Raw genomic sequence first — 21,878 nt, forward strand, 5'->3', positions numbered from 1 at the left:
ACCTTGGCTTCAACCCGTCCACGTCTGAGTCGTCGACGCCGGTGTGCTGGTGACGTGTGGATTCGGTTCCGGTGGTACGCCGGCGCCAGGGATGTGCTCAGGCGGCTCGGCCGGTGAAAGAGCGGCTGAACTGCTGGCCCGACTGGACCATGCCGCGGACGTTGCCGAGCCGCTTCCTTTCGTACTCTCCGAGAGCCTGCGCCACCGTCGATCCGCGCACGCCCGCAGCAACGGATTCGGCGACGGCCTCGGCGTCGTGGAGCGATGCGCTGAAGCCCGAGCCGGTCATCGGCGTCGGCACATGCGCGGCATCTCCCACCAGGGCAAGACGCCCGTTAACGAGTTTATCGGGGACGTACTCGGCGATGGGGGTGCCGATGACGGCACGCCGCTCGATGCAATCGAGGATGGCCTCACGCCAGGGCGACGGCCACAGGTCTTCGGCTTTGTCCGCGAGCTCGCGCAAGGTCGCCTCCGGTATGTCGCCGGAGGTGAGCGACCGACGCACGACGTTGCCGACAACACTGCCCGTTTCGCATAGGAGATTGTTGTGGCTCGCGTCGTACCAGGCCCAGCCGACCTGGCGCGAGCCCGGGGCGACGGAACCGTCGGGGCCGGGCAGTGGGTAGCCGAGGAGATAGTCCTCTCCGCCACTGAGGATGTCGACGTCCCGCGGCAGGCGGCGCGAGGACGCGAGCGAGGACTCGTTGGTGAGGCCGAGCCAGATCAGGTAGCCGGCGAACGCCGCGTCGGGCTTGTCGGGTGCGACGCCGACGCGCACGACGCTTCCGTGGCCATCCGCTCCGATCACGACATCACCTCGGAATGTCTGCTGGTCCGAGGTGATCACCCACGCGGAATCCGCGTCCTGGTCGACGCTCCGTACGAGCGTATGGGGGCGCAGCTCGATATAGGGGTCGGCGTCGGCGGCCGCCCGGAGCCGGGCGTGGACCGCCATCCAGCTCTGCACACCGGGGGCCACTGAACTCAGTGGCGCCGAACCGCCGTGTGCGTGACGAGATCCCGTGATTCTGCTGAGGAGGCCCTCACTCACCCCGCCGAGAGCAGCCCCCTTCCGGGCCCGAGGGGCGGCTCCCGATCGCTCCAGCATCGTCACGTCGACTCCGGCGTGCGACAGGGCCAAAGCGGTCATCAGACCCGCGAGAGATGCACCGACGACGATGGCGGCGCCCTGGCGCTCGTCCCGGTTCCCGGAACGGGGCACGTCGCGCATAGCTGTGGTCATGCTGTTGTTCTCCTCAGGGGAGTCGTCACGGTGGTGGTGTGGCCGGGCGCGCTGTGGCGGACGCCGAGGCTCGGGGTGAACATCTCGGCGGCGCTGTCCAGCGTGCTCACCGGGCTCTTGCCAGTTGGGGCCCCATCCCCACGGAAGGGGGACACTGACCATGCAACCGGCAATGGCGATGACGTGGGAGTCTCGGTTGTGAGGGGCACCTGCAGGGACCCCCAGCTGGCATCCTGCAGGCCACGCCCTTTGGACCACTGGGCACTGCCGGACGCTCAGTGTGAGAGCAGCGCGCCGAGGTCGATCTTCCCGCTCTGCACTTGCGCGTCGTGGGGCTCGTTGAGTCCGCCGTCGGTGATGTACAACCGCTTCCCGCGCACTGCGGTGGCGGTGGGCGAGGCGAGGCCGTCCGAGGCGGTCAGCACGGTCCTGGTGGTGCCGTTCGGATAGACGACCACGATCTTGTTCTGTGTGTTCAGCGCGGCGAACACGACGTTGGAGTGGTCACTGAGGAAATTGAAGTCATCGATGCCAGTGAGGCCGTCGGCGACCGTGTGGATCCGGCCCGGAGTTCCGGTGGCGGTGACGGGGACCCGCAGCAGGGTGCCCTTGCTGAGGTTGGAGACCCATACGGCGCCGTTGTGGAAACGGAGTCCGTTCGCACCGTACGGCACGGGGGCGGACGCCTTGATCGCGAGGGCGGGGTCGACCAGCCAGGCGGCCGCGGGGCCGCCGGCGACCGGGACGGCCCAGACGGTGCCCTTCTGGCTGTCGGCGACGTACAAGGTGCGCCCGGCCGGATCGATGGCCAGACCGTTGGGGACTCTGTCGACGGGCAGGGCCGCGATGCGGTGAGGAGTGCCGCCGGGCGGCAGCTTCCACACCCCGTTCCGGGAGGCGTCGGAGGACCAGACGTTGTAGTAGACGGTGCCGTCGTGGCCGCGAGTGTTGCCGGTGATCCCGTCGCCCTTTTGCCCGGTGACCAGCACCGTGCGGTGCCCGGACGGCGTGATCCGCACCAGTGCCGGCCGTTCGCCCGCGGGCGTGCCCACCATCGAGACGGTCAGCGAATTGTCCGGGGCGACGGTGATGTTCTCGGGCACGTCGCCGGTGGCGAAGTCGAAGGCGGCCACGGTCTTCACATGGGTGACGGCGGGCTGCGCGTCCGTTTGTCCGGTCGCGGCGGACGCGTACGGTGCCGAGACGATGACGGCTGCCGTCGCGGAGATCGCCGCGAGCTTGAACGGCTTCTTCATGGATATGTTTTTCGTGGTCATTGCACTCTTTCGTTCTTTCCATCGGCGCCGCACGGGTACCGAGGTGTTCAGCGCTTTGGAGGCAGCAATGGGGAGAGCCACGACCGGGCCCAGGCCCGTGAGCCGTTCGGGCCCGGCCGGAGGGGGGGCGTCAGCGGCGCTGACGACGTGCCTGATCGGCTGGGGAGTCCCTAGTCGGGGATTGGGAAGCCGGCGTTCTCCAGGTTGAGCGAGTCCGGGTCGGGTCCGCCGCGTACGCCGGTGTCGAGGGCGTCGATCGCGGCCACCTCGTCGGGTGTCAGGGCGAAGTCGAAGACGTCGAAGTTCTCGGCGATGCGATGGGCTTTGACGGACTTGGGGATCGCGCAGAAGCCGTGGTCGAGGTGCCAGCGCAGCACGATCTGCGCGGACGTCTTTGCATGCTTGTCGGCCAGGGCCGTGATGACGGGGTCCTCAAGAGGGTTCGTCTCGGCGCCTCGGTAGACGTAGGAGCCGCCGATGGGCGACCACGACTGGGTCAGGATGCCGTGGCTTTCGTTCGCTGCGCGCCACTCGGGCTGCGTGTAGTAGGGGTGCACCTGGATTTGGTTGACGGCCGGGACGATGTCGGTGCGGGAGATGAGCTCTTCGAGCTGTTTGGGCGTCTGGTTCGACACGCCGATCGCACGGACGCGCCCCTCGGCGAGGAGCTTCTCCGCCGCCTTGTACGCCGCGATCGTCCTCTCGAAGTCGGACGGCAACGGCTGGTGCAGCAGCCACAGGTCGAGCTGCTCGATGCCCATTTTGCGCAGACTTACGTCGAAAGCCCGCAGCGCGGAGTCGTAGCCGTAGTCGCTGATCCACACCTTGGTCGTCACGAAGATCTCGGAGCGGTCCATGTCGGAGCGGGCGATCGCCTCACCGACCTCCCGCTCGTTGAAGTAGGCGGCGGCGGTGTCGATCAGCCGGTAGCCGTCGTGCAGCGCGGTCAGGACCGCGTCGGTGGTCTCCTCGGGGGCGCTCTGGTAGACGCCGAGTCCCAGGGCGGGGATCTGGACGCCGTTGTTCAGGGTGATGAGTGGGTTCGTTGCGGTCATGGTTCGCTCCAATCGTGGTGGGCGCACGCAGCGGTGCCCGCGTGAGGACGGGAAGGGGGACGCGGGCTCAGTCGGCAGAGACTGCTGTGGGCAGCTCGACGTCTGTGAGGTCGGCGCAGTACGTCAGCAGCCGATCCTGCACTTCGGGCGACTGCGTCGCCGGGTGCGGAGGGCGGGGCTGCTGGTGGTGGAAGTAGCGGCCGGTGACCAGCGCCGCCGCGTCGTCGGCGGCCGCCAGCCATGCCTGGGTCACCGGAGCCAGCCGCAGGTCGTCGGTGGCGCCACTGCCGCCCATCTTCGTGGCGACCCAGCCCGGGTCGACGGCGTTGGAGAGCACCTCGGGCCATTTCCTAGCGACGGCGAGCGTGAGAGCGGTGACGTGGAACTTCGACTCCGAGTACGCCTGGGAGCCCTGCCACGGCCGCGTCGTCCACTGCGGGTCCCACAGGGTGGCCTCGCCGCTGTGGTGCATGCCGGAGCTGAGATAGATGAGCCGTCGAGGCGGTGTGATCAGCGCCGTGAGGAGGTAGGGCGCCAGCACGTTGACCGCGAAGACGTCCGAGAGACCGTCTTCGGTCTCCACCTTGCCTCGCCCGTAGTAGCCGACGCCGGCGTTGTGGATGACCGCGTCGAAGGTGCCCAGGTCGTTGACCTGGGTGGCCACGTCGCGGCTCTGGGCGATGCTGGAGAGGTCACCGACGGCGACGCCCGCGTGGTCCGGGAGCGCGGCGTGTGCGTCGCGGGCCCGGGTGTTGTTGCGTGCGTGGAGCGCCACCGTGTGGCCCTGCCGCACGAGCAGTTGGGCGGCCATCAGGCCGAGGCCGTCGGTGGAACCGGTGATAAAGATGCGAGCCATGAGTATGTCCTGAAGGGTTCGGACCCCGCCTGTCGCTAGTCCGGGTCGCTGACCCGATTGCTGGTGGTGACCTTGAGGGGTGCGTCGAGCAGCGGGAGGAGTTGCTCGACGACCTTCGTCACGTTCGGGTGCTCGGCGTGTTCCACGACGGCTTCGGGCGAGGCCCAGCCGTCGACGATGTAGAAGGTGTCGGGCTCGTCCGACTGCTGGTAGAGGTCGTAGTAGAGGCATCCGGCTTCGGCCCGCGCGGGGCCCACGAGCTCCAGCAGGAGCTCCTTGACCTTGGCGCGGTGGGCAGGGTTGCCGCGTACCTCGCAGATGACGTGGCGCTCTGCCGACTTGAGCGTGGTCATGTGGGTTCCTCCGTCAGTTCTGGCCGGCGTAGACGCGGGTCATGCCGCCGTCCACGACGAGGTCGACGCCCGTGATGTAGCGGCTGGTGTCCGAGGCCAGGAAGACGAGGGCGTCGCCGATGTCCTCGGCCGTTCCCACGCGTCCGGCCGGGATTTCCTTCGCGACGCGCTCGACGTAGGCGGCGATGTCGTCGTCGCTCAGCTTCTGTTCGTGGCTGTAGCCCTCGGTGGGCACCACTCCGGGGCTGATCGAGTTGACCCGGATCCCACGGTCCTTGAGGTCCGTCGTCCAGCTGCGGGCGAGGGAGCGTACGGCCGCCTTCGACGACGCGTAGACGGCGAACCCGGGCAGCCCCATGTCGGCGGTGATCGACGCGTTGAGGACGATGGACGCGCCGTCGCGCAGGACGTCCAGCACGCTCTGCACCGTGAGGATGACGCCCTTGATGTTGATGCCGAGCTCGCTGTCGATCTGCTCCTCGCTCAGCTCAGCGAGGGGCGTGGCGTGTCCGCCACCCGCGTTCGCGAAGAGTATGTCGAGGTGGCCGTGCGCCGCCTTGATCGTTTCGGCGACGCGCAGCATGTCGCTCTTGCTCGTGACGTCGGCTCGGATCCCGGTGGCGGACGGGCCGAGCTTCTCCGCTGCGGCGTCAAGCACGTCCTTGCGCCGGCCCGTGATGTAGACGGTGGCTCCCTCTTCGATCAGACGCTTGGCGGCGCCGAAACCGAGTCCGGTCGTGCCGCCGGTGACCAGGGCGATCCGCCCCTTGAGTGCCTGCGCTTCCATGTGAACTTCTCCTGACGGGCAGGGCCCTCCTGACGAAGCGCCTTGAACGACGCTTCGTCAGGAACGGGCCGAGGGAGGATGATGACTTACCGGTTGATGGTCTTCTGCTGCGCTGCGGTGTACCGCTCGCCCTTGATCTGCACCTGGGCAACTGCCTCTTCGATGCGCCCGAGGTCCTCGGAGGTCAGCTCCACGTTGTCGGCGCCGATGTTCTCTTCGAGGCGGTGCAGCTTCGTCGTGCCCGGGATCGGTGCGATCCACGGCTTCTGCGCCAGCAGCCACGCGATGGCGGTCTGAGCCCGGGTCGCCTGCTTGGCGTCCGCGATCTCACCCAGCAGCGCGATCAGCGCGAGGTTGGCCTCACGCGCCTCTTCCTCGAAGCGCGGCAGCACGTTACGGATGTCGCTGGCCTCGAACTTCGTGTCCTGACTGATCGCGCCGGTCAGAAAGCCCTTGCCGAGCGGGCTGAACGGCACGAAGCCGATGCCCAGTTCTTCCAGGGTCGGCAGGATGATCTCCTCGGGCTCGCGCCACCACAGCGAGTACTCGCTCTGCAGGGCCGTGACCGGCTGGACCGCGTGGGCCCTGCGGATGACGTCCTCACCCGCTTCGGACAGGCCGAAGTGCTTGACCTTGCCTTCCTGGATGAGATCCCGGACCGTGCCGGCGACCTCTTCGATCGGCACGTCGGGGTCCACCCGGTGCTGGTAGAACAGATCGATGCGGTCGGTCTGCAGACGCTGCAGGGACTGCTCGGCGACCAGCCGGATCCGCTCCGGCCGACTGTCCAGCCCCGCTGCGGGGTTGCCGTCCTTGAACCCGAACTTCGTGGCGATGGAGACCTGGTCGCGCACCGGCGCCAGGGCCTCCCCCACCAGCCTTTCGTTCGCTTCCCCGTACCCCTCCGCGGTGTCGAAGAGCGTCACACCGCGCTCGGCGGCCGCCCGGATCAGCTTGATGGCCTCACCGGTGTCCGCGGCCTGGCCGTAGCCGAAGGTCATTCCCATGCAGCCGAGCCCGATCGACGACACTTCAAGCCCGCTGTTTCCCAGTACACGCTTCTTCATTTCGTTCTCCTTTCGAGTGGCCACGAGCGACGACAACGCCCTGGCCGGTGCAGGTCCTGATGGTCGTGAGGTAGACGGAGCGGCGCGGGGTCAGCTCGCGTCGGCGCCCTCGACGATGTTCTTCAGCTGGGTGATCGCGGACATCGCATTGGGCCAGCCGGCGTAGAACGCGATGTGGGTGATGGCCTCGACCAGCTCGTCCTTCGTCACTCCGTTCTCCAGCGCCTTCGGCAGGTGGAAGGCAAGCTGGTCGGCGCGGTAGAGGGCGACCAGGGTGGCCACGGTGATCAGGCTGCGGTCCCGCTGGGACAGTCCCTCACTCGCCCACACCTCGCCGAACAGGACGTCGTCGGTGAGCCGGACCAGTTCGGGCGCGAAGTCGCCGAGCAGCTTCTGTACGGCGGTCTGTTCTTCAGTCATGGCATTTCATCCTTTCTGCGTGTTTAATTAGCTGAAAAACTTAATCAGCAGATTTGATTGGTTTATTGCAGGAACACCCCGTGGTGTTCCGGAATCAGGCCGCCACGTGGTGAGCCTGAGCCTTGTGCGAGGTCTCCTCGTCCGCCGCAGGCAGGGACATCTGAGGCACGGCGGTCCGGGTGGCGCGCATCGCGGCGAGGACGAGCAGGGGAATCAGGCCCAGTCCGGCCATGACCGCGCCGACCACCTCCGGTCCGGTCACGCCCAGGGAGGTGTCCAAGGTCGTGCCCGCCAGCCAGGAGACGAGGGCGATCCCCACGTTGAAGGCCGACACCGTCAAGGCAGCGGCAAGGGCGGGCGAGGAGTGTCCGAAGCGCACGGCCAGCGGGGTGGCGATCGATGTGATGCCCAGACCCGTCACACCCAGGAGCACCACCAGGACGACGGTCGCCACAGGGCTGGTGGACAGCGGGATCAGCAGGAGCAGCACCAGCACCGAGGCGACGGAGGTGGTGATGAACGTGGCCAGCGGCCTGCGGTCGCCGAGGCGCCCGGTGATGTTCGTGCCCAGCAGAGCACCGACGCCGAAACCGACCAGCACGAGAGGTACGGCTCCTTCGGAAATCCCGGTCCGCTCGGTGAGCAACGGAGAGATGTAGCTGTACGCGGCCATGAATCCACCCGTGACGAGCGCGGTGGCGGCAAGGACCAGCCACATACGGCCATGGCGCAGGACGGCGAGCTGGGAGCGGACCGAGGGTGTCACCTCGGCGCGTTCCTCGGCAGGGATGAACCGGCCGATGACCAGGGCAGCCACGACCGCGAGGGCGGCCAGCGCCCAGAACGTGCCGCGCCAGCCGATCGCCTGGCCGACCCAGGAGCCCAGCGGCACACCGGCCACGATGGCCAGGCTCATTCCGCTCATCATCACGCCCATGGCGCGGGAGGCGGCGGCCGGTCCCGCGGCGGAGGTGGCCACGACCGAGGCGACGGAGATGAAGGTGCCGGTGGCCAGCGCGGTGACCACGCGTGCCGCGAGCGCGACGGTGAAGGAGGAGCTGAGTGCGGCGATCACGTGGCCGACGGCGAATACGGCAAGCGCCATGACCAGGGTGAAACGCCTGGGCAGGCGCAGCGTGGCGATCGAGATCGTGGGCGCGCCCACGATCATGCCGACCGCGAACGCCGTGATCAGCAGGCCGGCCGTGGAGACGCTGACGCCGAGGTCGGCGGACACCTCGGACAGGAGGGCCGCGATGATGTACTCGCTGGTGATCATCAGGAAGGTGCCGAGGGCCAGCAGCGGGACGACGAACGGCAGCCTGGCGGGCTTTTCTCGGTGAGAAGACATGCGGAGGTAGAGCCTTTGCTGAATATGGGGTGAAACAGGGAGCCGCGTCGCGGCAGCGGCCGAGGGCCGGCGCCGGTTCAGCCGAAGGAGTCGGCCTTGATGCTGTCCGGGTCGGGACCGCCGCGCAGGCCGGTGTCGAGGGCGTCGACGGCGGCCGTCTCGTCGGCGGTGAGCGCGAAGTCGAAGATGCCGATGTTCTCCGCGATGCGGTGCGGCGTGACGGACTTCGGGATCGCGGACAGGCCGTGCTCGATGTGCCAGCGCAGCACGATCTGCGCGGGGGTCTTGCCGTACCTGGCCGCGATCTGAGTGATGACCGGGTCCTGCAGCGGGCTCTTGCCCGCCTGCGGGGCCTCGGGCCAGTACAGGTTCACCGCGCCGAGGGGCGACCATGCCTGGGCGACGATGCCGAGGCCGGCATGCGCCTCGCGCAGCTCGCCCTGGATGAAGTACGGGTGCAGCTCGACCTGGTTGACCGCCGGTACGACGTCGGTGCGCACGATCAGGTCGTCCAGACGCTCGGCGCTGAAGTTGGAGACGCCGATCGCCCGCACCCGCCCGTCGGCCAACAGCTTCTGTGCCGCCTTGTACGCGGCGACTGTGGAATCGAACTCGGACGTGTACGGAAAGTGCAGCAGGTACAGGTCCAGGTAGTCCAGGCCCAGCCTGCCCAGGCTGGCGTCGAAGGCACGCAGGGTCGCGTCGTGGCCGAAGTCCGAGAGCCACAGCTTGGTGGTCACGAAGACCTCGCCGCGGTCGACGCCGGAGGCGGCAATGCCCTCGCCGACCTCCTTCTCGTTGCCGTAAACGGCGGCGGTGTCGATCAGCCGGTAGCCGTGCTGGAGCGCGGTCGTGACCGCGGTGGCGGTCTCCTCCGGTGGGCTCTGGAAGACGCCGAGGCCGAGCGCGGGCATCTGCACGCCGTTGTTCAGCGTGATCATCGTGCTCTTGCCAGTCATGGTGGTTCCTTGCATGAGCGGGGACGGACCGATACGAGGTTCGATACCGGTCGGCCCCAAAGCGGGGCACTAACCATGCAACCGGGAACGGACACGATGAGGGAGTCTCCGCTGTGAGGGGTAACAGCAGGGACCCCCAGCGGCATATGCGCAGGCCAAAGCCCCGCCCCTGCTGCCGGCGGCAGCCGGAGCAGGCGGGGCTATGGACGTCGGTTCAGTTCTCGGAGTCCGCCCCGGCGGACTGCACATCCGCGGCCTCGGCCGTGGCGGACCAGCTCGCCAACAGGTTCAGCGCGTCCGCGGCCGCGGAGCCGGGGGCCGCGTTGTACAACGCCACGACCAGCCCCGAGCCGTCCGGCAGGTTCATCGATTCGAAGTCGAGCTCCAGCTCGCCGACGACCGGATGCCGGAAGCGTTTCGTCCCCTCATGGAAGACGTGTACGTCGTGCGCGCCCCACATCACACGGAAGGCGTCACTGCGAGTCGACAGCTCACCGATCAGGTTCGACAGCTCGCGGTCGTACGGGTTCTTGCCCGCCTCGACCCGCAGCGCACCCACTGCGCCCCTGGCGATGCGTTCCCAGTCGACGTAGAACCGCCGGGCCGCGGGACTGAGGAACACGAACCGCACGGTGTTCGCCCCACAGACCGGATCGGCGTACATCTCCGAGAACAGTGCCCGCCCGAGCGGATTGGCCACCAGAATGTCGAATCGGTGATTCTTCACGAACGCCGGCATGCCCGGCATCCCGTCAACGATGCGCTGCACGCTGGGCCGCACAGCCGGCCGGGCAGCCCGGCGCCGCACACGGGCGGGCGTCGCGTTCGCCGCCCGGGCCAGGTCGTACAAGTGCGTGCGCTCCGTGTCGTCAAGCCGCAGGGCCTGGGCGAGCGCGTCCAGGACACTGTCGGAGACTCCGCTGAGATTGCCGCGCTCCAGGCGCGTGTAGTACTCGACGCTGACTCCGGCGAGCGTCGCGACCTCGTTCCTGCGCAGCCCCGGCACCCGGCGTTGTCCGTACACGGGCAGACCGGCCTGCTCGGGCGTGATCTTGTCACGGCGAGACTTCAGAAACGCACTGATTTCGGCGCGGTTGTCCATGCGCCCAGAGTAGGTTCGCCGCACACAAACTGAGAGACCCTGTCATTACCCCTCACAGCAGTAACCCCCAGTGCCAGCCCTTTCCTGTTGGGTGGAGCCGCAGGTCAGAGGAATTTCGCCGCTGGATACCTCCCCGCCCCCAGGCTGGATGCGGATCACGGGACGGGACCGCGCAAGCCGACGGACCTTCCGGACGAGTCGCCACCACAGTGCAGAGGGCTACCATCCGCCCGGCTCCGGACATCAAGCCCTCTGGAAGCCGATCAGCAGCAGCGGCGCCCGATGCAGCCGACCAGCCAACACGCTCCAGGCCGCATCAGCCCCGAGGAAGCCGGCATGACGGTCCTCTGCGGTGAGCGCCGCGTCCCCGGGCTGCGCCGTGAGGAGGCCCCCGCCTTGCACCGTTTACTACATGTATTGACCCGCAGGGTTGTTCACGCGGCTAATGGGTGGCTGACCATCGAGTGCGGTGTGGCACCGGTGGTAGTTGTAAGTGTGGAGGAAGTCTGCCAAGGCTTCGGTGCGCTCGGCGTTGCTGGAGTACGGGCGCACGTACGCCCACTCGTCGAGCAGGGTGCGATTCAGGCGCTCCACCTTGCCGTTTGTCTGGGGGCGATAGGGGCGCGTGCGTTTGTGGACGATGCCGGCAGCGCTAAAAACTCCTAACGGAATGACTCACAAGGCATCGTCGGGCCCTGGGGCAGTGGGTAGCAACCAGGTGCGAGGATGCTGTCGTGTTGGATGCGATCAACGCGGTGGACTGGGATGCCATACCAGGCCATCCCAACTGGTATGAACCGGCTCGTGCCGCCCACGGTTTGCGCGCGCTGGCGGATGCAGCGAACCTGGTGGAGGCGGCTGAGGCCAGCTCACTGCTCGGCGGCGGCGGAATCGTCCATGGCCACAGTGCCGCGGTGTTTCCGGCGGCGGCGGTCGCGACCCCTCTGCTCCTGGACATCGCGCAGCAGGGTCACCCGGCGGCGCGGGACGCCGCGTTGGGGCTGGTCGATGAGGCCCTGTCGTCCTATCCCCACGGCGAGTACTCGCGGGTGACGACGTCCTACGGCACAGCGGTGCCGATCTGCTGCGCCATCGCCCACCAGTTGCAGGCTCGCTCAGCTCTCCTTGCTGGACTGGGCAAGCGGGGCAAGGCACTGCTTGCCGATGCGGCCGAGCACTGGCGTTTCAAGATCCGAGAGTGCGTCGCCGAGAGCAATGACACGGCAGCCTTCGGGGCTCTGGTCGGCTGTTTCCCGAGCGGCGTACACGCAGCGGAACTACACGTCGGCGGCGAGATCGCCGTGCTGGACGAGGTTGCCCTCGAATACCCACCCGAAGACGGCTCTGCTGAAGCGTGCCTGCGGGTGACGGGACGGCGACCAGCCGAACTGCCGCCCGGCGCCGCCCTGTTCCCAGCAGAGTGCGGTGAACGCATGCACTGACCAGCCTCTACAGTTCACAGTCCATGCGGTACAGGGGCCGTCTGCCGGGCTGAGATGAGACGCCGAACCCACTTGTGAGCGGTGGTGCGGGAGATACCCATTTCATCGGCCACGTGGGCGACGGGTCTGCCGGACCGAACCCGGTCGACCAGCAGCCTGCGGCCGTGGATGGTCAGCCGGGCATTGGGGTGAGACACGACGACCTCTGCGGTGGTGGGGAGATGCGTGGAGGTGAGGAACGGCCCCATCCCCTCGCCCCTGAGTGGGGATTACGGGCCTCGCCGCACGCGACGGCGCCGGGGCCGGTCGTCAGCGCGTCCTGGGCTACACGTTCTGGGGCTGGGGGTAGAGCTGCTCGATCCGGTCTCGTTTGGTGTACATGTCCCAGTACTGCTCGGCGAGCTCGTCAGGGTCGACGAGGGGGAACTCTGCAGTCGATCCCGTAGAGGCGATGAGGGCGCTCAACTCGCTGCGGTCGATCGTCGCACCGACGGAGAGGGTGCCGGCGTAGATTCCCGCCTCGGCGACCTCACCGTGGAGAGAGTGCAGGTAGTTACGGGCGGCGGCGCCGACGGGGGCCAGGCCGCTGAGCCGGGGCAGGGGGTGGACGGCCGTGACGCCGGTGGTCAGGAGGAAGGCTCCATCGCCCCGCTCTGTCCACTCCGGCAGAACTGCACGTACCACTTCCACCGGCGTCAGCAAGAACATCGGAATGCCCTCCTCCAGGGCGGCAGCATCCATCTCGGCGGCTGGAATCAGACTCTGCTCGGTGCTGAACGGCCCGTACTCGATCACGTCGACGCGGCCGAAGCGGTCGCGGATTCTCGCCACCAAGGCCGGTACTTCGGCGGGCCTGGATAGATCGGCGGTGAACCCGGCTGCCTCGATGCCGGCCACCGCCAGCTGCTCTACGAGTGCGTCGAGGCGCTGCTTGCGGCGCGCGACCAGGGCGACACGGAAGCCTTCGCGGCCGAAGCGGCGGGCGACGGAGGCGCCGAGACCGGTGCCGGCCCCGAAGACGGCGATCACTTTGGACATGCGGTGGACTCCTTATTCCGGTCATCTTGACCCACGGGTCAACTTACGGGTCGACGGTAACATGCAAGTTGACCCGATGGTCACGTTCTGCTGACCGGCAGCACGCGGCGAGGGATACGCCAGGCCGACCAGGAGGAATCACCGCATGCGGACCGACGCGCAACGGAACGCGGAGAAGCTGCGAGCTGCCGCCGCCGAGCTCTTCCAGGAACGTGGTCTGCAGGTGCCGCTCAAGGAAATCGCCCGACGGGCGGGCGTGAGTCACGGCACCCTCTACAACCTCTTCGGCACGCGTGAGGCCCTCATCGACGAGGTGGTGACCGACCGCGCGGCACACCTCCTGGACCAGGTCGGCCAGCAGGCCCTGTCCTTGGAGGATGCCTGGGAGGGATTCACGTATTACGTCGAGAAGCTCTGCGAACTTCAGGCCACCGATCCAGCCGTCGCCGACGTGGTCAGCGGACGTTACCCGAACGCGAAGCGACTCATGACCGCCTGCGCCCGGAGCATGGGCGCCGCACGGCAGATCGTTGAGCGGGCCCACGAAGCCGGCGCACTCCGTCCCGATTTCACCAACGCGGATCTGGTATTCGCCTTTGCCGCCAATGCCCTGCTGGCCCGAGCCACCGGCGAGGCCGCACCAAGCGGGTGGCGCCGCCAAGCCGCCTTCCTCCTAGACGGCCTGCGCACCGAGTCCTCCCGCCACCCCCTGCCCGCGAGCCAACCGACCCCACAACAAGTCCACGACGCTATGGCAAGCCTCGGCGACAAGGCATAGAACGATCGAGGGTGGCACGCGCGACCCGGCAGCACATCCATTGCCCACAGGTCGCACGTCTGGCGAACGCTGACCGTCACAGCGAGGCCGCCCACGGCCCTACCTCGACCCGAGAAACGCCCTACATCACCGCGGTGCCGCCTGGGGGGTGAACGTGTCTCCAGCGCCTTCACCCGAGCCACAAGCGTTGTGTCACCGTCAACAACGCTCGTGGTCAATACAACTACACCGGGATGAAACGCGGGAAACTGCGCGGCGTCTCCACGAGCGTCCTGCGCTCACTCACCCGCATCCTGCGCATGGACGAAACCGAGACCCAGCACCGCTCAACACGCTGAACTTGACAGGGAAGACCAGGTGCGCGGGCCAAGTGCTCGCGGCCGCCAGAGCGCCGGCGCCGCGACGGTGGGCCAGGCGCTGCTGCAGCCGCTCGGACGCGAGACGGCCGGACTCCCACACCACCAGCTCACCGTCCAGGCCGGTGTCGTCGGGCGGCTGCGCCAGGGCTACATCACGGTGCCGTGGGCTGGTAGCGCAGGAGCACGGTCTGGGAGTCGAAGGTCCGGGATTCGACGAGCTCAAGATTCAGTCGCTCCGGGGACTCCGGGATGTTCTGGCGGACGTGACGCGCTGAGAACTGTCCAGGCGTCCACGACACGGCGCCGGTCTCCAGCGGCCGCGCCACCGTACGCTCCGGGTTGATAAGCGACTCGGGTGTGTGCAGGCCGGGGAGACCGGTGCGCCGCTGTGGAGGCCACAGCCGCATAACGCACGGCATGGACATGGTCAGGACGCAAACTCCGTGCGTCACTCAAGAAGAGCAGGGACTCAGGTGCGCCCGCCGTGATCGGAGGTGTGCCTCTGTCATGCGGTGAGACTGTCCGAGGCTGGTCGTGGCAAGCCCGAGCGGTCTCGACTCGGCTCCTAGTTAGCGGCGGTGCCGCGTTGCGCGGAAGTAGCAGTTGAGGCTGTCGTAGGTCACCAAGTGATAGTGGTGGTCGAAGAGCTGTTGCCAGATCTGCCCCCTGAGCCCCTTGCTGCTCATGCGCTCCCCCTGGACGGGGCAGGAACGTTCGGGATCACGAGAGCGAGGACCTTGGACAAGCGCCGGATCTGTTCGTTTCGGCAGGTGGGGCGGTTGATCATCACCCCGCGGCCACGTCTCCACCCGCGTTGCGCATCATGCGTTGCAGGACCTTCAGGGTGATCAGGTATTCCTCGTCCGGGATACCCGTGTGCACCTGTGTCCGGCTGGCGCGCTGAGTCTCGGCGGCGCGCTGGTGCAGCGCCCTGCCATCGTCGGTGATCTGGAGCCGGCCGGTTCTATCCAGCACGAGCAGCTTCCGCTCCACCAGAAGGTCGATGTCGGGAGCAAGGCCGGCGCCAACGTCCAGGTTGCCCTGCTGGGCACTGATCACCTCCTCCCGCGTGGCACCGCTTTCGCTGTGCAGCACCTGGTGCAGCACCCACCACTGAGGCTGTGTGATTCCGATGGCCGCGAGCCGCCCCCTGACATACGCCGTAAGCGTCTTGTTCGCGGCCCACGTCCAGTACCCGATCGGCTGGTTCACCAGCTCTTCGTCGTCGTGCGAGTACTCCATCGCGCCACCTTCTCTCTGCCGGTTCGCCCACCGCGCTGTCCGAGCGGCTACGCCACGCGGACAGCCGGACGCCACCCCGGCTCACCTTGGTCACCAGTAACTACCGAGTCGGCGTCAGCCGTCTGCGCGCACCGCTGGGAGCCTGCGCCCGTAGGCAAGCAGCAGGAGCTCCTGAGCGGGGCGCGCCACCTGGGCGCCCCTGCCGTACGACCACTCCAGGTCGGTGGCCCGCAGTTCGACGTCGCCGAGGTGCGCCCGGAAGAAGCGGAGCGTGCTCGGCTTGACGGTTTCCAGCACGATGCGCAGGCGTTCCAGGGGGACTTGTCGCCCGAGCCCGAGCGCGACGGTGATGTCCAATCCGTGAATGACATCGTGCCCGAGTGCCGCCGCCGGGCCGCCTACCGGCGGCCTCCAGGGGTGATGGGCATTGTCCCGCAGCGCTGCGGCGAGTTCATGGGGCGTGAGGACAGCGGCGTCGCGGCGCGCGGCGCGGTCGGTCATCCGGTGCAGGTTGCCTCCCGACCGAGCCAGCTCCAGCGTCGTCCTGCCGAACGAGTACCTGAATCCCATGCTCATGTGTGCGGCGACCTCTCGCACCCGCCACCCGCTGCACAAGGTCGGCGCATCCCACTGGTGCTCGGTCAGTCCGTCCAGCACGTCCGCCAGTTCGCGCCGCTCGGCCGCGATCTCGGCACGGACGTCCACGGCTGCACTCTTCATGATCACCAGCGTCTCGGACGCTGTGCCAGAAGTCCAAGAGACGGTAATTCTCGCAACTAGCATCTCCGCTTATGGAGCTCCGCCAGCTGCAGTACTTCCTCACCGTCGTCGAAGAAGCCAACTTCACCCGCGCCGCGGCCCGCCTGCATGTCGCGCAACCGGGGGTGAGTGCCCAGATCCGGCAGATGGAGAGGGAACTTGGGCAACCCCTGCTGGACCGGTCCGGTCGAAGGGTTACCACCACCGAAGCGGGCGAGGCTGTCCTTCCCTATGCGCGGGCAGCACTTGCGGCCATCGAGGGGATGCGGCAGACGGTGGACGAGTTCACCGGCCTGGTCCGAGGGCATGTCACCATCGGCGTCGTCTCAGGCGCGGCCACCGACGGGTACGACCTGGCCGCCTTGCTCGCCGACTTCCACGACGAGCACCCGCAGGTGGAGATTTCCCTCACCGAGGACACTTCAGCACGCATGCTCACCGCCCTGCGTCGCGGTGAACTCGACCTCGCCATCGTCGGCGTCACCGACGACGACCCCCCGCCGGGCATCAGCCTCCAAGTCGTGATCGACACCCCACTGGTCGCCGCCATGACCCCAAAGGATCCACTGCTCCTCCCCGCCGGCCGCACAGAACTCCCACTGACCGAGCTCGCCGACCGCCCACTCATCAGCCTTCCACGCGGCACCGGCATGCGCGGCGCACTCGAACGCGCCTGCCGACAGGCCGGTTTCCAGCCACGCATCGCCTTCGAGGCCGCCGCGCCGAGCCTGCTGACACGCTTCGCCGCCCGCGGCCTCGGAGTTGCCATCCTCCCGGAACTCCCGCCCGAAGCCGCGTCCGCTCTCGGCCTCCGCACGCTCCCCCTGACCTCCCCCCGCCTCCGCGGCCGGATTGCTCTCGCATGGCCGACGGACGGTCCCCACACTCCGGCAGCCAAGGCCCTCCTCATCCGCATGCAAAAGGCCCTCCCGCCGACCCAACCCTCACAGCACTAGGAACGCGGCCAGGCGCCACCCCGAAGTCTCCCGCGGGTGCAGAAACAGGCACTCGGCGTCACGGCCACCGCGTCCGCCACGGCCCGCACCACCTCCCCGCCCCCCCCGCAGCAGACCCCGCGCCCGCAACTCACCGAGCGCGGCCGCCGTAGCTGGCGCCAGACGGTGACGGTGCACACCTCCCACGTCCGCAGGTCCTCCGCCCCGTTGAGGTAGAGCCAGACCGTGCCCTGTCGGCGGGGCAGGCCGCGGGGGCCGCCGTCGCGCAGAACCCGGTTCCACCGCTCGGCCTCCGCGCCGATGCCGGGCGCGTCGAGCGCGGCTGGAGCCGACGGGCCCGGGGAGGGGTCGGGGCCGGCAGCGCCGTCAGTACGTGGCCAGCAGGCCGCGGCTGCGCAGTACCCACCGCTCCAGCGGGCTGAAGATGAGCAGGTCGATGGCGATGCCGACGATGAGGATGAGGAGGATGGCTTCGAAGACCATGGCCATGTCGCTGGCGTTGCGGCCGTTCTCCAGCAGCTGGCCCAGGCCCACCCCCAGGTCGGGGAAGGAGGCGATGATCTCGGCGGCCATCAGTGAGCGCCAGGAGAACGCCCAGCCCTGTTTGAGGCCGGCGACGTAGCCGGGCAGGGCGGCGGGAAGGACGATGTGCCAGGTGCCCTTCAGTCCGGTGGCGCCCAGGGTGCGGCCGGCGCGCAGGAAGAGGGGGGAGACCTGGTCGACGCCGGAGACGAGGCCGTTGGCGATGGAGGGGACGGCGCCGAGGAGGATGACGGCGTACATCATGGAGTTGTTCAGGCCCAGCCAGATGACGGCGGGGGGTACCCAGGCGACCGAGGGCAGGGACTGGAGGCCGGACAGGATGGGGCCGATGGCGGCGCGGACGACTTTGACCCGGGCGACCAGCAGCCCGAGGGGGGTGCCGATCACGAGGGCGAGCAGGAAGCCGGAGAGTCCGCGCGAGACGCTGGTCCAGATGTAGCCGAGCAGTTCGCCCTCAAGCCACGCCTGGTGGACGACGTCCCACACGGCGGAGGGCGCGGGCAGCCGGTTCGGGTCGTCGACGATCTTGAAGGAGACCAGGGCCTGCCAGATGGCGAGCACCAGCAGGACGGCGACGGCGGGCGGCAGGACCTTCTCCACGAAGGTCTGCCTGAAGGGGATCCGGGTCCTGTGCCGGGTCTCCAGGGCGTCGAGGCCCGCCTCCAGACCGGCGAGGTCGACGTCACCCTTGAGGGAGGGATCAGTGCTGGCCATGACGGCGGATCTCCCCACGCAGTTCTTCGGTGATCTCGACGGAGAGTTCCGCCACGGCGGTGTCCTCGATGCGGCGCGGCTGCGGAAGGCCGACCGTCCACTGGCGGGCGATGCGCCCGGGGCGGGAGGACAGCAGCACCACGCGTTCGGCGAGGCGGACGGCCTCGCGCACGTTGTGGGTGACGAACAGGACGGACAGCTGGGTCTCGCGCCAGATGCGGGTCAGTTCGTCGTGCAGTACGTCGCGGGTGATGGCGTCGAGTGCCGCGAACGGCTCGTCCATCAGCAGCAGTTTGCTCTCCTGGGCGAGCGCCCGGGCGAGCGCGACGCGCTGGCGCATGCCGCCGGACAGTTCGTGCACCCGCTTGCCGTGCGCGCCCGACAGCCGGACGAGTTCGAGCAGTTCCTCCGCCTTGTCACGGCGCTCGGTCTTGGGCACGCCGCGCAGTTTGAGGGCGAGTTCGATGTTCTTGCCCGCGGTGAGCCAGGGGAAGAGGGCGTGCTCCTGGAACATGAGGGCGGGGCGTCCGTCGGTGGTGATCTCGCCGGTGCTGGGCCGGTCCAGGCCCGCCACCAGGTTGAGCAGCGTGGACTTGCCGCAGCCGGAGGCCCCCAGGAGGGTGACGAACTCGCCGGGCGCGACATCGAGGGTGATGTCGTCCAGCACGAGCTGCTGCCCGGCGGGGCCCGCGAACGACTTCGAGACATGCTCGATACGGGCGGCGCGCGCGGTGGTGGCCGCGGCCTTCCCGGCGGTGCCGGCTTCACCGGCCCGGGTGTCCTCGGCGACGGGCGGGGTCGTGGTCGTGGCCATGGTCGGTCGAACCTCCTGGTCCCTGGTCCTGGTCCCTGGGCGTGATCGGCGCCGGCTGCTAGGGCCGGCGGCCGAGTCCGGCGTCGTCGACGGTGGGCTTGCCCTTGGCCTTGAGGACCTTGTTGAGCAGTGTGAGGTCGTAGATGCCGCCCAGGTCGGGCTGGTCGAGCAGGCCGGCCTTGACGGCGTGTTCGGCCTGGGCGTCGAGGGTGGCGGCCAGCGGGTCGTCGGTGAGCTGGATCGACTTCCACGCCGGGTCGAGGACGTCGGCGGGCAGGGCCTTGCCGGTGTCCTTCTCCAGCTGCTTGTTGGCGGCGGCCTTGGCCTCGTCGGGGTTGGCCTTGATCCACGCGTTGGTGTCGACCGAGGCCTTCAGCACCGCCTCGACAGCCTTCGGGTGTTCGGTGAGGAACTTCTGCGACACGATGATGTTCGTGATCACGAACTTCTTGTTGGGCCACAGCGTCGACTCGTCCAGCAGTACCTTGCCGCCCTCGGCGACCAGCTTCGACGCGGTCGGCTCGGGCACCCAGGCGCCGTCCAGGGAACCGGACTTGTAGGCGTCGGGTGTGACCTTGTTGTCGCTGCGCACGACGGTCACGTCGCCCTTGCCGGACTGCGCGTCGGTCTTCCAGCCCTGCTCGGCGATCCAGTTCAGGAAGGCGACGTCCTGGGTGTTGCCGAGCTGCGGGGTGGCGATGCGCTTGCCCTTGACGTCCTTCAGCGACTTGATCTTGTCCGGGTTCACCACCAGTTTGACGCCGCCGGAGGCGGAGCCGCCGATGATGCGGAGGTTCTTGCCGCCGGACTTGGTGTAGCCGTTGATCGAGGGGGAGGGGCCGATCCAGCCGATGTCGATGGAACCGGAGTTCAGCGCCTCGATCTCGGAGGGGCCCGCGTTGAAGGTGGCGTACTTGGCCTCGGTGGCGCCCAGGGCTTTCTGGAAGAAGCCCTTCTGGTTGCCGACCAGCGCCGTGGCGTGGGTGACGTTGCCGAAGTAGCCGATCCGGACGGAGTCCAGACCGTCGGTCTTCTCGGCACCGGCGGCGACCTTGGCCCCGTCGTCCTTCTCGGCCTGGGAGCCGTACCCGCAGGCGGCGAGCGCCAGCAGCGGCAGGGCGGCCAGGACCGCGACGGTGCGGCGCAGGGCGGTGGTGGCAGGCACGGGAGGTGTTCCTCTCGTTGGTCCGGCTCTCACGCCTGTCGGGTCGTCCGAGGTGTCAGGTCGTGGCCGGGAGGTCGGCTTGTCTTCGGCTGTGCGGGTGGGGGGTGTGGGCGCGCGGGCAGTGCGCGTACGTCAGCGCGCACATCGCGCCACTCCGCCCTGCCCGCTGCCGAGGGCACCGCTGCCGACGCGGCCGCCCTCCTTTGCGAACGTGGAGTAGAAGTCAGGGGAGTTCATGCTCAGAAGTCCCACCCGTCTTCGTCCGCCTCGTCTTTGACCGGCTCCGGCGTGGCGAAGGACTCACCGGCCATGCCGGCGGTGAGGGTGGTGCCGTCGCTGGGGTCGATGAGGATGAAGGAGCCGGTGCGGCGGGAGTCGGCGTAGGAGTCGGCGGGCAGGGGTTCGGCGGTGCGGATGGTGACCCGGCCGATGTCGTTGGCGGCGAGCTGTCCGGGGTGCGGGTGCAGGGACAGGTCGTCGAGGGTGAGGCGGGCCGGGATGTCCTTGACGATTGCCTTGACGGTGCGGGTGCCGTGTTTGAGCAGGACCCGGTGGCCGACGGTGAGGGGGGCGTCGGCGACGTGGCAGACGGTGGCCTCGACGTCCTGGCTGGTGGCGGGGGCGTCCTTGCGGGGCACGATCAGGTCGCCGCGGGAGACGTCGATGTCGTCCTCGAGCAGCAGCGTCACCGACTGCGGCGTCCAGGCCTCCTGGACCGGCACCCCGAGCAGGTCGATCCCGGACACCTTCGAGGTGCGTCCGGAGGGCAGGACGGTGATCTCGTCGCCGACGCGGAAGGTGCCCGCGGCGATCTGACCGGCGTACCCCGGTAGTCGGGATGTTCGGCGCTCTGCGGGCGGATCACGTACTGGACGGGCAGCCGGGCGTGGCAGTTTGCGAGGTCGTGGCTGACCGGCACGGTCTCCAGGTGCTCCAGCACGGTGGGTCCGCCGTACCAGTCCATGACCGCGGAGGGCTCGACGACGTTGTCCCCGGCCAGTGCGGAGATGGGGATCGCGGTGACCTCGGGGACGCCCAGCTCGGTGGCGTAGGCGGTGAACTCCTCGGCGATCGCGGCGAACACGGGCTCGCGGTAGTCGACCAGGTCCATCTTGTTCACGGCGAGGACGACGTGCGGCACCCGCAGCAGCGCGGCGATGGCCGCATGCCGGCGGGTCTGTTCCACGACCCCGTTGCGGGCGTCGACCAGGATCACCGTCAGCTCGGCGGTGGAGGCGCCGGTGACCATGTTCCGCGTGTACTGCACGTGTCCGGGGGTGTCGGCGAGGATGAAGCGGCGCCTGGGGGTGGCGAAGTAGCGGTAGGCGACGTCGATGGTGATGCCCTGTTCGCGTTCGGCGCGCAGGCCGTCGGTGAGCAGGGCGAGGTCGGGGGCGTTTTGGCCGCGGCTCGCGGAGGCCCGCTCCACGGCCTCCAGCTGGTCGGTGAGGACCGACTTGGAGTCGTGCAGGAGGCGTCCGACGAGGGTGGACTTGCCGTCGTCGACGGAGCCGGCGGTGGCGAACCGCAGCAGCGTCGTCTCGGACAGCTGCCAGATGGACAGGGCTCCGGTGGGTTCGGTGGTGCGGGTCATG

General features: G+C 68.5%; 21 protein-coding genes and 3 pseudogenes. 4 read left to right on the top strand and 20 right to left on the bottom strand.

Going from position 1 to position 21,878, the window contains the following annotated elements; genetic code table 11:
* Nucleotides 1-97 precede the first annotated feature (97 nt).
* The 12 genes and pseudogenes from OIE75_RS40525 to OIE75_RS40580 form a co-directional block, all read right to left on the bottom strand.
* On the bottom strand, nt 98-1,246 hold the full coding sequence (locus OIE75_RS40525) for an FAD-dependent monooxygenase (RefSeq protein WP_307017581.1): 1,149 nt from the start codon (nt 1,244-1,246) through the stop codon (nt 98-100).
* A gap of 275 nt (nt 1,247-1,521) precedes the next feature.
* Nucleotides 1,522-2,523 carry an SMP-30/gluconolactonase/LRE family protein gene (locus OIE75_RS40530; RefSeq protein ID WP_329468904.1) on the bottom strand — a complete coding sequence of 334 codons (1,002 nt, stop codon included), beginning with the start codon at nt 2,521-2,523 and terminating at the stop codon, nt 1,522-1,524.
* 170 nt (nt 2,524-2,693) lie between these two features.
* Nucleotides 2,694-3,578 (bottom strand): aldo/keto reductase, encoded by an 885-nt coding sequence (locus OIE75_RS40535; protein WP_329468903.1) that lies wholly within the window; start codon nt 3,576-3,578, stop codon nt 2,694-2,696.
* Nucleotides 3,579-3,645: 67 nt separating this feature from the next.
* The gene (locus OIE75_RS40540; RefSeq protein WP_307017588.1) at nt 3,646-4,434 is read right to left on the bottom strand and encodes an SDR family NAD(P)-dependent oxidoreductase; all 789 of its coding nucleotides are present in this window, start codon (nt 4,432-4,434) and stop codon (nt 3,646-3,648) included.
* A 35-nt stretch (nt 4,435-4,469) separates the two neighbouring features.
* Nucleotides 4,470-4,787, bottom strand: coding sequence for a putative quinol monooxygenase (locus OIE75_RS40545; protein WP_329468901.1), 318 nt, complete (start codon nt 4,785-4,787; stop codon nt 4,470-4,472).
* Nucleotides 4,788-4,800: 13 nt separating this feature from the next.
* Nucleotides 4,801-5,574: an SDR family NAD(P)-dependent oxidoreductase gene (locus OIE75_RS40550; protein ID WP_329468900.1), complete on the bottom strand. Its 774-nt coding sequence runs from the start codon at nt 5,572-5,574 to the stop codon at nt 4,801-4,803.
* A gap of 86 nt (nt 5,575-5,660) precedes the next feature.
* Entirely contained in the window at nt 5,661-6,641 is a 981-nt protein-coding gene (locus tag OIE75_RS40555) for an aldo/keto reductase (RefSeq protein ID WP_329473905.1), read from the bottom strand.
* A gap of 90 nt (nt 6,642-6,731) precedes the next feature.
* Nucleotides 6,732-7,061, bottom strand: a complete 330-nt coding sequence (locus OIE75_RS40560) for a carboxymuconolactone decarboxylase family protein (protein ID WP_329468898.1) — start codon at nt 7,059-7,061, stop codon at nt 6,732-6,734.
* A 94-nt stretch (nt 7,062-7,155) separates the two neighbouring features.
* Complete coding sequence (locus OIE75_RS40565; protein ID WP_307017593.1) at nt 7,156-8,412, bottom strand: MFS transporter; 1,257 nt, start codon at nt 8,410-8,412, stop codon at nt 7,156-7,158.
* Nucleotides 8,413-8,489: 77 nt separating this feature from the next.
* Entirely contained in the window at nt 8,490-9,371 is an 882-nt protein-coding gene (locus OIE75_RS40570) for an aldo/keto reductase (protein ID WP_307017595.1), read from the bottom strand.
* A gap of 214 nt (nt 9,372-9,585) precedes the next feature.
* Complete coding sequence (locus OIE75_RS40575; RefSeq protein ID WP_307017597.1) at nt 9,586-10,473, bottom strand: helix-turn-helix transcriptional regulator; 888 nt, start codon at nt 10,471-10,473, stop codon at nt 9,586-9,588.
* 408 nt (nt 10,474-10,881) lie between these two features.
* Nucleotides 10,882-11,118 (bottom strand): annotated as a pseudogene (locus tag OIE75_RS40580) (integrase core domain-containing protein); the annotation flags it as partial.
* 89 nt (nt 11,119-11,207) lie between these two features.
* Here OIE75_RS40580 and OIE75_RS40585 point away from each other — a divergent pair.
* Nucleotides 11,208-11,915, top strand: a complete 708-nt coding sequence (locus OIE75_RS40585) for a hypothetical protein (RefSeq protein WP_307008757.1) — start codon at nt 11,208-11,210, stop codon at nt 11,913-11,915.
* Nucleotides 11,916-11,974: 59 nt separating this feature from the next.
* On the opposite strand, the pseudogene OIE75_RS40590 reads toward OIE75_RS40585, so the two are convergent.
* Nucleotides 11,975-12,163 (bottom strand): annotated as a pseudogene (locus OIE75_RS40590) (helix-turn-helix domain-containing protein); the annotation flags it as partial.
* A 76-nt stretch (nt 12,164-12,239) separates the two neighbouring features.
* Complete coding sequence (locus OIE75_RS40595) at nt 12,240-12,953, bottom strand: SDR family NAD(P)-dependent oxidoreductase (protein ID WP_307017601.1); 714 nt, start codon at nt 12,951-12,953, stop codon at nt 12,240-12,242.
* A 145-nt stretch (nt 12,954-13,098) separates the two neighbouring features.
* On the opposite strand from OIE75_RS40595, the gene OIE75_RS40600 reads away from it, so the two are divergent.
* Nucleotides 13,099-13,731, top strand: coding sequence for a TetR/AcrR family transcriptional regulator (locus OIE75_RS40600; protein WP_329468897.1), 633 nt, complete (start codon nt 13,099-13,101; stop codon nt 13,729-13,731).
* 1,145 nt (nt 13,732-14,876) lie between these two features.
* Here the strand turns inward: OIE75_RS40600 and OIE75_RS40605 are convergent.
* Both OIE75_RS40605 and OIE75_RS40610 read right to left on the bottom strand, forming a co-directional pair.
* Nucleotides 14,877-15,332, bottom strand: coding sequence for a MarR family winged helix-turn-helix transcriptional regulator (locus tag OIE75_RS40605; protein WP_329468896.1), 456 nt, complete (start codon nt 15,330-15,332; stop codon nt 14,877-14,879).
* Nucleotides 15,333-15,446: 114 nt separating this feature from the next.
* A complete protein-coding gene (locus tag OIE75_RS40610; protein ID WP_329468895.1) occupies nt 15,447-16,052 on the bottom strand; it encodes a maleylpyruvate isomerase family mycothiol-dependent enzyme in 606 nt (201 codons plus the stop codon).
* Nucleotides 16,053-16,123: 71 nt separating this feature from the next.
* Between OIE75_RS40610 and OIE75_RS40615 the strand changes: the two genes are divergently transcribed.
* Both OIE75_RS40615 and OIE75_RS40620 read left to right on the top strand, forming a co-directional pair.
* On the top strand, nt 16,124-17,047 hold the full coding sequence (locus OIE75_RS40615) for a LysR family transcriptional regulator (RefSeq protein ID WP_329468894.1): 924 nt from the start codon (nt 16,124-16,126) through the stop codon (nt 17,045-17,047).
* Between the two features lie 36 nt (nt 17,048-17,083).
* Nucleotides 17,084-17,263 (top strand): hypothetical protein, encoded by a 180-nt coding sequence (locus OIE75_RS40620; RefSeq protein WP_329468893.1) that lies wholly within the window; start codon nt 17,084-17,086, stop codon nt 17,261-17,263.
* A gap of 150 nt (nt 17,264-17,413) precedes the next feature.
* Here OIE75_RS40620 and OIE75_RS40625 read toward each other — a convergent pair whose 3' ends face one another.
* From OIE75_RS40625 to OIE75_RS40640, 4 genes and pseudogenes are all read right to left on the bottom strand, one after another.
* On the bottom strand, nt 17,414-18,304 hold the full coding sequence (locus tag OIE75_RS40625; protein WP_329468892.1) for an ABC transporter permease: 891 nt from the start codon (nt 18,302-18,304) through the stop codon (nt 17,414-17,416).
* The gene (locus OIE75_RS40630) at nt 18,291-19,118 is read right to left on the bottom strand and encodes an ABC transporter ATP-binding protein (protein ID WP_329468890.1); all 828 of its coding nucleotides are present in this window, start codon (nt 19,116-19,118) and stop codon (nt 18,291-18,293) included. The genes OIE75_RS40625 and OIE75_RS40630 overlap by 14 nt, the downstream gene beginning before the upstream one ends.
* A 58-nt stretch (nt 19,119-19,176) precedes the next feature.
* Nucleotides 19,177-20,283: an aliphatic sulfonate ABC transporter substrate-binding protein gene (locus OIE75_RS40635; protein ID WP_329468888.1), complete on the bottom strand. Its 1,107-nt coding sequence runs from the start codon at nt 20,281-20,283 to the stop codon at nt 19,177-19,179.
* 239 nt (nt 20,284-20,522) lie between these two features.
* Nucleotides 20,523-21,877 (bottom strand): annotated as a pseudogene (locus OIE75_RS40640) (sulfate adenylyltransferase subunit 1).
* Nucleotide 21,878: the final 1 nt, after the last annotated feature.

The sequence above is a fragment of the Streptomyces sp. NBC_01723 genome (assembly GCF_036246005.1).
Lineage (GTDB): Bacteria > Actinomycetota > Actinomycetes > Streptomycetales > Streptomycetaceae > Streptomyces.